This is a genomic window from Methyloversatilis universalis FAM5 (genome assembly GCF_000214035.2).
GTDB classification, from domain to species: Bacteria; Pseudomonadota; Gammaproteobacteria; order Burkholderiales; family Rhodocyclaceae; genus Methyloversatilis; species Methyloversatilis universalis.
The window spans coordinates 14,601-26,943 of record NZ_AFHG01000052.1 but is presented as its reverse complement, the minus strand read 5'-3'; the positions used below and the strand labels follow the sequence as shown (position 1 = coordinate 26,943).

At 66.9% G+C, this 12,343-nt stretch carries 10 protein-coding genes; 6 read left to right on the top strand and 4 right to left on the bottom strand.

Annotation, left to right across the window (positions count from 1 at the left end; all coding sequences use genetic code 11):
* Positions 1 to 79: 79 nt before the first annotated feature.
* A complete protein-coding gene (locus METUNV1_RS11205; protein WP_008061770.1) occupies positions 80 to 1,936 on the top strand; it encodes an ABCB family ABC transporter ATP-binding protein/permease in 1,857 nt (618 codons plus the stop codon).
* 121 nt (positions 1,937 to 2,057) lie between these two features.
* Here the strand turns inward: METUNV1_RS11205 and xdp1 are convergent, their stop codons facing one another.
* From xdp1 to METUNV1_RS11185, 4 genes are all read right to left on the bottom strand, one after another.
* Positions 2,058 to 2,846: an exosortase-dependent surface protein XDP1 gene (gene xdp1, locus METUNV1_RS11200; protein WP_008061769.1), complete on the bottom strand. Its 789-nt coding sequence runs from the start codon at positions 2,844 to 2,846 to the stop codon at positions 2,058 to 2,060.
* Positions 2,847 to 2,979: 133 nt separating this feature from the next.
* Complete coding sequence (gene prsT / locus METUNV1_RS11195) at positions 2,980 to 5,784, bottom strand: XrtA/PEP-CTERM system TPR-repeat protein PrsT (protein ID WP_008061768.1); 2,805 nt, start codon at positions 5,782 to 5,784, stop codon at positions 2,980 to 2,982.
* Positions 5,785 to 5,881: 97 nt separating this feature from the next.
* Entirely contained in the window at positions 5,882 to 6,448 is a 567-nt protein-coding gene (locus tag METUNV1_RS11190; protein WP_008061767.1) for an alkaline phosphatase PhoX, read from the bottom strand.
* An 84-nt stretch (positions 6,449 to 6,532) separates the two neighbouring features.
* Complete coding sequence (locus METUNV1_RS11185; protein ID WP_008061766.1) at positions 6,533 to 7,456, bottom strand: CysB family HTH-type transcriptional regulator; 924 nt, start codon at positions 7,454 to 7,456, stop codon at positions 6,533 to 6,535.
* Positions 7,457 to 7,588: 132 nt separating this feature from the next.
* On the opposite strand from METUNV1_RS11185, the gene METUNV1_RS11180 reads away from it, so the two are divergent.
* Genes METUNV1_RS11180 through cobA form a run of 5 tightly spaced genes read left to right on the top strand, consistent with a single transcriptional unit; the run spans position 7,589 to position 12,254 of the window.
* On the top strand, positions 7,589 to 8,374 hold the full coding sequence (locus METUNV1_RS11180; protein ID WP_008061765.1) for a sulfite exporter TauE/SafE family protein: 786 nt from the start codon (positions 7,589 to 7,591) through the stop codon (positions 8,372 to 8,374).
* A gap of 54 nt (positions 8,375 to 8,428) precedes the next feature.
* The gene (locus METUNV1_RS11175) at positions 8,429 to 10,111 is read left to right on the top strand and encodes a nitrite/sulfite reductase (RefSeq protein ID WP_008061764.1); all 1,683 of its coding nucleotides are present in this window, start codon (positions 8,429 to 8,431) and stop codon (positions 10,109 to 10,111) included.
* Positions 10,104 to 10,721, top strand: coding sequence for a DUF934 domain-containing protein (locus METUNV1_RS11170; protein WP_008061763.1), 618 nt, complete (start codon positions 10,104 to 10,106; stop codon positions 10,719 to 10,721). The genes METUNV1_RS11175 and METUNV1_RS11170 overlap by 8 nt, the downstream gene beginning before the upstream one ends.
* Complete coding sequence (locus METUNV1_RS11165) at positions 10,718 to 11,446, top strand: phosphoadenylyl-sulfate reductase (RefSeq protein WP_008061761.1); 729 nt, start codon at positions 10,718 to 10,720, stop codon at positions 11,444 to 11,446. Before METUNV1_RS11170 ends, METUNV1_RS11165 begins: the two co-directional genes overlap by 4 nt.
* Positions 11,430 to 12,254, top strand: a complete 825-nt coding sequence (gene cobA, locus METUNV1_RS11160) for a uroporphyrinogen-III C-methyltransferase (RefSeq protein WP_008061759.1) — start codon at positions 11,430 to 11,432, stop codon at positions 12,252 to 12,254. Before METUNV1_RS11165 ends, cobA begins: the two co-directional genes overlap by 17 nt.
* Positions 12,255 to 12,343 lie beyond the last annotated feature (89 nt).

Here is a 12,343-nt window from a genome sequence, read left to right as displayed (position 1 = left end):
AAACGCCGCATCGCGGCGGGGCGCCGCGGCCACCAGGCGCTTCCCGCCGAAACCACGCTGCGCCGCTTAGAATCGGGACATGAGACGACACGCCACCCTCCCGACGCCCGCCGAACAGGCCCCGGGCACCCGCCGCCGCGATTCCGAAACCATCCGCAACCTGCTGCCCTATCTGTGGGCCTACAAATGGCGCGTGCTGATCGCGCTGTCCTGTCTGGTGCTGGCCAAGGGTTCCAACGTGGCCGTGCCGCTGGTGTTCAAGCAGATCATCGACGCCCTGGCACCCGCCGCCACACAGTCGCGTGCCGCACTGGAGGCGGCACCGCTGCTGGTGCCGCTGGGCCTGCTGGCGGCCTACGGCGCGCTGCGCTTTTCCACCTCGATGCTGACCGAACTGCGCGAAATCGTGTTCTCGCGCGTCACCCAGCAGGCGGTGCGGCGCATATCGCTGCAGGTGTTCCGTCACCTGCACGCGCTGTCGCTGCGCTTCCACCTCGAACGCCAGACCGGCGGCCTGACCCGTGACATCGAACGCGGCACCCGGGCGATCGGTTCGCTGATCAGCTACACGCTGTATTCCATCCTGCCCACGCTGGTCGAGATCGGGCTGGTGCTGGGCATTCTGGCGGTGCAGTACGAAGCGAGCTTTGCGCTCATCACCTTCGTCACGCTGGCGCTCTACATCACCTTCACCGTCACCGTCACCAACTGGCGCACCACGATACGGCGCGAAGCCAATGAGCTGGATTCGGCCGCCAATACGCGGGCCATCGACAGCCTGCTGAACTACGAAACGGTGAAGTATTTCAACAACGAGGAATTCGAGGCGCTGCGCTACGACGAGCAGCTGGCGCGCTGGCAGCGTGCGCAGGAGCGCAGCCAGGTGTCGCTGTCCTGGCTCAACATGGGTCAGGCCGCGATCATCGCCGTGGGCGTGGCGCTGATGATGTGGCGGGCGACCGTGGGCGTGGCCGAAGGCCGGATGACGCTGGGCGACATCGTGCTGGTCAATGCCTTCATGATCCAGCTCTACATTCCGCTGAACTTCCTGGGCGTGCTGTACCGGGAAATACGCCAGTCGCTGACCGACATCGAGCGCATGTTCGCGCTGATGGACACCCACCGCGAAGTGGCGGATGTGCCGGACGCGGTAGCGCTGCCTGCCGGCCCCTGCGAAGTGCGCTTCCAGCAGGTGAATTTCGGCTACGAGCGGTCGCGGCAGATCCTGTTCGATGTCGATTTCACGATTCCGGCCGGCGGCCGGGTCGCGGTGGTCGGGCACTCCGGCTCGGGCAAATCGACGCTGGCCCGGCTGCTCTACCGCTTCTACGACGTGAACGAGGGCGGCGGCCGGATCACGATCAACGGCCACGACATCCGCCGGCTCACCCAGGACAGCCTGCGCGGCGCCATCGGCATCGTTCCGCAGGACACGGTGCTGTTCAACGACAGCATCCACTACAACATCCAGTACGGCCGGGTCAGTGCGTCGGCCGCCGAAGTCGAGACCGCCAGCCGCGCCGCCCAGCTGCACGACTTCGTGCAGAAGCTGCCGGACGGCTACGCGACCAAGGTGGGCGAACGCGGCCTGAAACTGTCCGGCGGCGAGAAGCAGCGTGTGGCCATCGCGCGCGCGCTGCTGAAGAACCCGCCCATCCTGATCTTCGACGAAGCGACCTCGGCGCTGGATTCACGCACCGAACAGGCCATACAGGGCCAGCTCGAACAGATCGCGCGCGGCCACACCACGCTGGTGATCGCGCACCGGCTGTCCACCATCATGGACGCGGACCAGATTCTGGTGATGGAAGCCGGCCGCATCATCGAGCGGGGCAGCCACGCGGAACTGCTGGCGCTGGACGGCGCCTACGCGCAGATGTGGGCGCTGCAGGCGCAGGAAGACAGCGCCGAAGCGCCCCCCGAGAACGCGGTGTGAACGGCCGCGGGCGAGGGCGCGAACCGCACCGGGCGCCCGGCACCGCGGGAAACGTACAAGGAAAGGATGAACGAAAAAAAACCGCGCCGGAGCGCGGTTTTTTTGTCCCTGAAGCGAACGCTCAGGCTGTCTTGCGGCGGCGGCGAACCGCGACCATGCCGGCCAGCGCAGTACCGATCAGCGCCAGCGAAGCCGGTTCCGGCACTGCCGGCGGCGGCGGGGTCACCGGCTTGGTGGTGGCGGTCACGCCCGCGATCTTGACGTAGTCCAGCGCATCGGCGGTCGAACCCGGGGTGACCAGCCAGTAACGCGAATACGTGGAGTTCGTGGTGGCGCGCGGATCGCTGTTACCGGCGAAATCACCGATCTTGGTCCAGCCGGTCAGGGTGGAGAAGGTCTTGCCGGTCAGCGTGGTGGTGATGTCCGCCACCGACGAGCCGGTGTAGGCGTACACGGTCAGATCCGAATCTCCGCTGAACCAGCCGATATCGACCAGACCGAGCGTCATGTCCGAACCGAAGGAGAACAGCATGCCTTCCATCGCACCGGCGTTGTCCAGCGCGTGCTGGTTGTTGCCGGTCTGCGCGTAACCGGTAGAAGTCACTTCGTCGTTGGCGGTCGAATCGCGGCTGGTCATGCCCAGGCCGCTGGAGCCCTGATAGGTCAGATAGGCGCGCTCAATGGTCGAACCGCTCGCGGTGTTCGCAAATCCCTGGATATTGACGGTCTGACCTGCCGCGTTGGTGTAGTTCATCGCCGAATACTCGGTGATGTTGCTGCCGAAGCCTGCCGCGCTGGTCGCCGACGTCGCGCTCGACGTGAAGGCCCAGGAATAGTCAGCCGCAGATGCCGCAGTACCGAAGCCGGCGATCATCGCCGCGCCCAGAATCCGGATCAGTTTCTTGTTCATTGTCGTTCCTTGGTGAAAGGGGACATTACTGTCTTGCACGTACTTAGCAAGATAGGGGCCAGCCCATGACAACACTTTAAATTCAATGACTTGTCGAGTGTAAAATTCTGTGGTGTAAATATTGTCGACATATTCAGCGTGCGCCCAGCTCGCCGCGCAGCGCCCGCGCCTTGTCGTCCCCGGGGAAGGGCACACCGGCCTGCAGCGCCGCATCCAGTTCCTGGCGGGCTTCGCTGACTCGACCTGCCTTGGCAAGCGCCCACCCGAGGTGGTAGCGGATTTCGGGATTCTGCGGGCTGCGCAGGCGTGCTTCGCGCAGATGACGCAGCGCTGCGTCATGCTGCCCCTTCTGCGCCAGTATCCAGCCCAGGGTATCGAGCACCACCGGGTCGGAAGGCGCCAGCTTGAACGCCCGCTCGGCGGTCTGCTGGGCGGCGGCGTCCTGCAGCCGCCATTGCAGATTGGCCAGATTGTTCAGCACCGGAGCGGATTCGCCGGCGGTACGGATCACGCCTTCCAGCGTGGAACGCGCCTCCTTCAGCTGACCGGCGTCGGTCTGGACCTGCGACAGCAGCAGACGGACCGACATGTCCTTCGGCCGCTCCCGGACCAGCGCCTCGATCGCCGCCCTGCCCTGCTGCGGCGACCCCGCACGGCGATGCGCCTCGTACAGACGCCCGGCCACCTCCACGCCGGCGCCACGTCCCAGCGCGGCGCGATAGTGGGCAATCGCATCATTCCAGCGGCTGCGGGCCATGGCCACGTCACCGGCGAGACGATAGGCGTCGGCCGGCGCAGCCGGCGACTTCAGCACTTCCTGGGCACGCGCGTCGGCCTTGTCTATCTGGCTCTCGGCAAGCAGCAGGTCGGCCTGCATGATCTTGGCCGGTACGAAACCCGGGTCACCCTGCAGGGCCTTCTCCAGACTGTAGGCCGCGCCCGAGGGGTTGCCCGCAAGACGCTGCAGCTGCGCGATACGGTACTGAGCCCCCGGTTCGAAATCGGCCACCCGGGTCATTGCGGTCAGCGTGGAGCGGGCGCCGGCGGCGTCTCCGCGCGCCAGCTGCACCCGTGCCAGCGCCCCCTGAATCTGCAGATAGCCGGGCTGCCCCTGGCTTACGCCCCGGGCGACTTCGAGCGCCTTATCCAGCGCACCGGTCTGCAGATACATTTCGATCAGCGCCACTCGGCCTTCGACATGATTGGGGTGCTTGGCATGCAGCGTTTCCAGCCCGCGCAGTGCCTCGGCGGAACGACCGCTCGATGCGTCCAGCATGGCCCGTTCGAACAGCGCCGACGCCTGGTCCGGCTTGTCCTTGAGCAGCGCGTTCAGACGAGCGCGGGCCTGTTCGGGCTTGCCTTCTGCGATCTCGAGCCGGGCGAGATTGAGCTTGACGCCGTCGAACTTGGGATCGGCCGCCATCACCTTTTCGTACGCCTTGCGGGCGCCTGCGAAATCCTTCGCCGCGGCGCGGGCGACCCCCAGCAGATTGAGCGCGGCCAGGTTGTCCGGCTCACGCTTGACCACGGCCTCCATCAGCTCGACCGCCTTGCGCGGCTGGTTCTCGCGCAGCGCAACCAGGGCCAGCGCAGTGCTCGCCCGCGCCTGCCCCGGGTCCTCCCGCAGTGCGCTGCGCAGCTGTTCGGTGCCTTGGGCCGTCTGCTTTCCACCGATCAGGCTCAGCCCGAGCGATGTGCGGACCTGGGAGGAATTTCCGAGCTTGGCGGCCTGTTCGAGCAGTTCGGTCGCCTGCTGATAGCGCTTCAGCTTGCTGTACGCATTGGCCATGAGCGTGAGCGCTTCAGGGTCGCGCGTACCGCCGCTGCGCATCAGCGGCTCGAGCGTGGAGATCGCCGCCGCCGGCTCGTCCATGGCGAGCTGCAGCGATGCAAGCGGCTTGCGCGCCGCCATCTGCTGCGGGAAGAAGCGGATGTGCAGTTCGAAATACTCTTTCGCCTTGACCGCCCCGCCGAGACCCAGGTGGGACAGGCCGGCGATCAGCGCAAGATGGGAACGGCTGGTGAGCACCGAGCGCGGCAGCGGATCGATCAGACTGGTCACCTCGCCGAGCAGCTTGCGTGCCTCGTCCTTGTTGCCCTCGCTTTCCGCGATCACGGCGCGCAGATAGGCCGCGCGGGGTTCGGTCACATCGGCATCCGAAGAACGCAGCAGTGACTGCTTGGCGTCCTGCATGCGGCCGAGATCCATCAGCACCGAGCCGCGACCGAGCAGCGCTTCGCCATTGTCGGGCCCGAACTGTACGGCCCGGTCGTAGTAACCCAGGGCCTGGCTGAGCTGTCCTGCGGCGTAGGCCACGGCAGCGCGCTGACCCCAGGCATCGGTATCGGACGGCGCCATCGAAGTCGCCTGTTCGGCCAGCGACGCCGCCTCGTCCGGCCGACCGGCCTGCAGCGCGATGCGCGAATGCAGTACCACGGCAGAGGCCGCGGACGGATTCTGCGTACGCGCATCCTTTACCGTGGCCAGCGCCTGCGGATACTGGCCCAGTTCCAGGTAGGCCCGGGCGCGTACCAGGGTCATTTCATAGCGCACGCCCGGCGGCAGGTCGTCCACCTGCAGTGTCTCCAGCACTTCCTTCTGCCGACCGATCGCCAGCAGCAGATTGCCCAGCGGCACGATGTATTCGGCCCGCGACACCCCTTGCTTCTGCGCCTCGCGCAGCGCCACCTCGGCGGCCGCGTAGTCGCCCTTGCGCAGCGCCGCACGGCCGAGAAGCATGTGCGCGGCGAGGAAGTTCGGATCCGCCTTGAGCGCGTTCTTGAGCTGGATGATGGCGCCGGCGTCGTCCTTCTTTTCGAAGCGGACCAGCGCGTCCTCGTAGTAGCGGCTGGCGGAATCGGCGGCCTGCACCGGCGAGTGGGCGAGCAGCCCGACCGCGAGCAGGGCCGCAGCGAGGGAGGAACGATGGAACATCATGGGCGACCGTCGGATTGTCGAGGCGCCCGAGTATAGGTCCGGGCCCGGCCCGGTACGCGCGACCGCGTCACGCCGCGGTGCGCGTGGACGCAGAGGGTCAGCCGGCGGTCAGTCGCAGCGCCGGACGGGCACGCAGATGCAGGGCCGAAGCGCGTTCGTCGGCCGGCAGCAGTCCGCCCTGCCAGCCGAAAGTGAGGCTGGCGACGTCGCCCATCGCCTCGCGCCATACGCGCGCCGGACCGGCGTGCCCGCACAGCAGCAGCTGGCCGCCGTCGGCACGCGACTGGACCGAGAACAGCCCGTCCAGCGGCGTGGCGCCCACCCGGCGGGCCGCGGCGGCGGGATCGCCGAGCACTTCGCCCACCCTGAGCTGCGGGTCCCACAGCAGGAAGCCCTGGCGGGCCGGCACCAGCGGCAGCCAGTGGCCGTGACCGTTGTCACCGAAGCGTGCGACGTAGAGGGCACCGTGCTGCAGCGCGCCGCTGTCGGGCAGCGGACCGATGAACTTGTACACGTGGCGGGGCCGTTCGGCCTCGGTCAGATGCACCACGCCGCGGCCGTCACGGGCGCGCAGCAGGCCGCCGGCCAGGTAGGTGACGCCGGCCAGACGAGCGTGGCGGCCATCGGAATCGAGTTCGAGCGGGTGCAGGGCTGCGGACATCATGGGACATTGAACGGGATGACAGGAATCCCGACACTGTCACCGCTGCAGGTTACCGCCGCATGACGTGGCCGGCGGCCCGGACGGTCAGGCGCGACCGAGTGCACGGTCCACCGTCTCGCGGGTGAGCGAGGCGGCGAAGGCCTGGATGAAGGTATAGGTGTAGCCGCGCAGCCAGCCGTTGCGGTGCAGGCCGATGCGGGTGGTGCTCGGTTCGAACAGGTGACTGCAGTCGATCGCGCGCAGGCCGCGGTCCTGTTCGGCATCGAACGCCATCTGCGCGACGATGCCCACGCCGAGACCGAGCGCGACATAGGTCTTGATGATGTCGGCGTCGATCGCGCTCATCGCTACCCGAGGCGTCAGACCGCGCTCGGCAAAGGTCTGGTTCACCCGGGAGCCGCCGGTGAAGGCGAAGTCGTAGGTGATCAGCGGCCAGTCGGCGATCGCTTCCAGCGTCAGCGGCTTCACGTCCAGCAGCGGATGGCCGGGCGGCGCGATCAGGCAGCGGTTCCACTGGTAGCAGGGCAGGCTCACCAGCAGATCGTATTCGTCGATCGCCTCGGTCGCGATGACCAGATCGGCCGCGCCCGACAGCACGTACTCGCAGCACTGGGTCGGATTGCCCTGGTGCAGCTCGATCTGCACGCCCGGATGCGCCCGCATGAATTCGGACAGCACATGCGGCAGCACGTAACGGGCCTGGGTGTGCGTGGTGGCGATGGACAGACGTCCCTGTTCGCCGCTGGCGTATTCGTCGCCCACCTGACGCAGGGCACCGACGTCGCGCAGCATGCGGCGGGCGATCGCGATCACCTCTTCCCCAGGCCGGGTGACCGCGACCAGGCGCTTGCCCTGGCGCACGAACACATCGACGCCCAGTTCCTCCTCCAGCAGGCTGATCTGGCGCGACACGCCGGACTGCGAGGTGTGCAGCGCGCGGGCCGCCTCCGACACGTTGAGGTTGCGCTGGGCCACTTCGGCCACGTAACGCAGTTGCTGAAGATTCATGTCCGCCGTCCGTCGAAGGGATGTGCCACAGGCCAGTTAGAACCGGAAATCATTTGAATCTTACTTCAAAGCATTTCCAATTATCTTGAACCGGCGATACCCTGAAAAATTCATCTTGCCGGACCTGCGCGCATGGATTTCGGGTATTCGGTGGCCGGCTTTTTTGTCGGTGCCATCGTCGGACTGACCGGCGTCGGCGGCGGCTCGCTGATGACGCCGCTGCTGGTGCTGCTGTTCGGCATCCACCCGTCGGTCGCGGTCGGCACCGACCTGCTGTATGCCGCGATGACCAAGGCCGGCGGCGCGGTGGTGCATGGGCGCAACCGGACCATAGACTGGCGCATCGTGAGGGCGCTGGGCGCGGGCAGCGTGCCAGCAGCAGCACTCACGCTGTGGTGGTTATCGACGCATTCCCGCTCGGCGTATGGCAGCCAGTCGCTGATCAGCGGTACGCTCGGCGTGGCACTGGTGCTGACTGCGTGCGCACTGCTGTTCCGCTCGCGCCTGCAGGCACTGGCCGAGCGGCCGGGCATCGGCGCCTGGCGCGAACGTCATCTGACGCCGCTGACCGTGGCGACGGGCGCGGTGCTGGGCCTGCTGGTCACGATTTCATCGGTCGGCGCCGGCGCGCTGGGCACTGCGGCGCTGGTTTTCCTGTATCCGCGGTTGCCTGCGGTACGCATCGTCGGCAGCGACATCGCGCATGCAGTACCGCTGACGCTGGTGGCCGGCATGGGCCACTGGTGGCTGGGCAATGTCGACTGGACGCTGCTCGGCGCGCTGCTGATCGGTTCGCTGCCCGGCATCGCACTGGGCAGCCAGATCGCGGCCCGGATGCCTGAAAGATTCCTGCGACCGCTGCTGGCCAGCATGCTGTTCGGCATCGGCGGAAAACTGAGCCTGAACCTTCTAGGCTGAAAGAGGGCAACGGGTTGTCCGGCGCAGACCGGGCACCCATGACGGGACACCCCTATGTATCGCTACGACGACTACGACCGTGCGCTGGTGATCGAGCGCGTCGCGCAGTACCGCGACCAGCTCCAGCGCAATCTGGCCGGCGAACTGTCGGACGACGAATTCCGTCCGCTGCGCCTGCAGAACGGCCTCTATATCCAGCGCCATGCGCCGATGCTGCGCATCGCCATTCCGTACGGCATGCTGGCAAGCCGCCAGCTGCGCAAGCTGGCCGACATCGCGCGCCGCTACGACCGCGAGTACGGCCACTTCACCACCCGCCAGAACCTGCAGCTGAACTGGCCGAAGCTGGAAGACACGGCGGACATCCTGGCCGAGCTGGCGACGGTCGAAATGCACGCCATCCAGACTTCGGGCAACTGCATCCGCAACATCACCACCGACCCGTTCGCCGGCGTTGCGCCGGACGAAATCGTCGATCCGCGGCCGTACTGCGAAGTGCTGCGTCAGTGGTCCACCTTCCATCCGGAATTCGCCTTCCTGCCGCGCAAGTTCAAGATCGCGGTCAGCGGCACGGTGGAAGACCGCGCGGTCACCTATGCGCACGACGTCGGCCTGCAGCTGTACCGGGACGATCAGGGCGAGGTGCTGGTGCGCGTCATCGTCGGCGGCGGCATGGGCCGCACGCCCATCCTCGGCAGCGTAATCCACGACGCCCTGCCCTGGCGCCACCTGCCCACCTATCTCGACGCTGTGCTGCGGGTGTACAACCGCTACGGCCGCCGGGACAACGCCTACAAGGCGCGCATCAAGATCCTGGTCAAGGCCATCGGTGCCGAAGAATTCGCGCGCCAGGTGAATGAGGAATGGCAGCTCGAACGCGACGGCATCGCCACCGTGACCGACGAGGAACTGGCGCTAGCCGCGGCCGCCTTCCAGGACCCGGATGCGCCGGCCCGTCCGGCCCGCGACGCCGGCTTCGACGAGAAGCTCGCCAGCGACCGCGCCTTTGCCCGCTGGGTGTCGCGCTGCGTACGCGCCCACAAGCGCCCGGGCTACCGCTCGGTCACGCTGTCGCTGAAGCCGCACGGCCTGCCGCCGGGTGACATCACCTCGGCTCAGATGGAAGCGGTGGCCGATCTGGCCGACCGCTACAGCTTCGGCGAACTGCGCGTCACGCACGAACAGAACCTGGTGCTGGCCGACGTGCCGCTGGCCGATCTGTACGCGCTGTGGCAGGAAGCCCGCAAGCACAACCTGGCGACGCCCAATATCGGCCTGCTGACCGACATGATCTGCTGCCCGGGCGGCGACTTCTGCTCGCTCGCGAACGCCAAGTCCATCCCGATCGCCCAGGCCATCCAGGCGGAGTTCGATGATCTGGACTACCTGTACGACATCGGCGACCTGGAGCTGAACATTTCGGGCTGCATGAATTCCTGTGGACACCACCACGTCGGCCATATCGGCATTCTCGGCGTGGATAAGGCCGGTTCGGAGTGGTACCAGGTGTCGATCGGTGGCGCCCAGGGCAACACCACCTCGCTCGGTGACGTGATCGGCCCCTCGTTCGCGGCTGATGAAGTGCCGGGCGTGGTCAAGAAACTGATCGAAACCTATGTCGAGGCGCGCACGCCGGAAGAGCGCTTCCTCGACACCGTGCGCCGGTTGGGCGTGGCGCCGTTCAAGGCGCGCGTCTATGGCGAATCCAGCAAGAAGGCCGAGGTGACCCATGGCTGATCTCATCCGTGGCGAAGCCCTCGCCCAGGACGTATGGACCTGGGTGAAGCTGCCCGATTCCGGCGAACCGGTGCGCAAGTCCGCCGGCAAGGTGGTGCTGTTCAAGCTGACCGGCGAACCGGCCGCGGCCGACGACGTGATCGACCGCTGCGAAGTGCCGGCCACCGGCAAGGTACTCATCCCGCTGTCGGTATGGCTGCGTCGGCATGAAGCGCTGGCAGCGCGGATGGCGGCCGGCGAGATCGGGGTGTGGCTGGACAGCCATGAAGAACCGGCCGAACTGGCGGACAGCCTAGGCGGCGACCTGAACCGCCTGCCGCTGATCGGCGTGAACTTCCCGAAATTCATCGACGGCCGCGGTTTTTCGGTCGGCTTCATCCTGCGCAACCGCTACGGATACCGCAATGAAATGCGGGCGCTGGGCGACGTGCTGCGCGACCAGATGTTCTTCTTCCGCCGAACCGGCTTCGACGCCTATCTGCTGCGCGCCGACCAGAAGCCGGAACGCTGCATCGCCGCGCTGAAGGATTTCAGCACGCCGTATCAGACCTCCACCGACGGCAACGTGCCGGTCTTCCGTCGTCGCATCGGTCAGAAGGTGCCGGCATGAGCAACCCGCTGATCCATCCGAACGTCACCGACGCGCTGCGCGACAAGGTGGCGCTCAAGACCGCGGCGGCGGTCGACCTGCTGAAGCAGGCTGCAGCCGAGTTCCAGCCCATCGGTTTCGCCAGCAGCATGGGCGCCGAGGACATGGTGATCACCGACCTGATCCAGCGCAACGCGCTGGACATCGAAATTTTCACGCTGGACACCGGCCGCCTGCCGTCGGAAACCTATGACCTGATGGCCAAGGCGGAAAAGCACTACGGCGCGCGCCCGGTCACCTTCTTTCCGAGTCACGAGGCGGTAGAGGAATATGTCCGCAAGCACGGCATCAACGCCTTCTACGACTCGGTCGATCTGCGCAAGGCCTGCTGCGCGATGCGCAAGGTCGAGCCGCTGAAGCGCGCGCTGGCCGGCAAGAAGGCCTGGATCACCGGCATGCGGGCACAGCAGTCGGCCACCCGCGCCGAACTGCCACTGCGCCAGTTCGACGAGAGCCACGGCATCGAGAAATTCAACCCGTTGTCCGACTGGAGCGAGCGCGAGGTGTGGGTGTACATCCACACCCACGGGGTGCCCTACAACGAGCTGCACGAACGCTTCGTACCCAGCATCGGCTGCCAGCCCTGCACCCGGCCGATCTCCCCGGGCGAGGACATCCGGGCCGGTCGCTGGTGGTGGGAAAACCCGGAAAGCAAGGAGTGCGGCCTCCATGTCAAGGCAGGCTGAACAAGCGCAGCAGCCGGGCAAGGTGTGGCTGGTCGGCGCCGGCCCTGGCGCCGCTGACCTGCTCACGCTGCGCGCCGCCCGCCTGCTGGCCGAAGCCGACGTGGTGCTGCACGATGCGCTGATCGGCGACGACGTGCTGGCCCTCGCGCCGCAGGCCCGGCTGATCGCGGTCGGCAAGCGCTGCGGGCGTCATTCGACCGCCCAGCGCTTCATCAACCAGAAGATCATCCACGCGGCGCGTACTCACGCTCGGGTGGTGCGCCTGAAGGGTGGCGACCCGATGCTGTTCGGCCGCGCCCAGGAAGAGATGAATGCGCTGGCTGCGGCCGGCATCGAATACGAAGTGGTCCCCGGCGTCACCGCAGCCAGTGCGGCCAGCGCCCAGCTGAAGGTATCGCTCACCCGCCGCGGCATCGCCCGCAGCGTGGCGCTGCTCACGCCGCGGGCAGGCGAAGGCGAACACCCTTCGCAGGCACTGCGAGCGAACGCCGATACGCCGACGCTGGCACTTTACATGGCGTCCCACGAATCGATGGCCATCGCCCGCGAACTGATGAGCTATGGCCGTGGCGCCGACACGCCGGTCGCTCTGGTCGAGAACGCCAGCCATCCCGCCTCGCGCGAAGCCTTCACCACGCTGCAGGGCCTGTCTGAGCATACCGTCGGCGCGCTGCTGGGCTGCGGAGACCAGGCGCCCGAAGGTCCTGTGCTGGTGATGCTGGGCGAAGTTTTCCGCGACGAAATGCAGGCGCGGACGTCGTCCACCTCCTCCGAAAGCGCGCGATGCATTCAGGTCAGTGCCGCCTGATCCAATAGATGCATCACCGCGCTGTCGTTTCCGCGCCGCGGATCCACTCGCTTCCGGTCCAGCAAAAGAAAAAGCCCCGCATTGCGGGG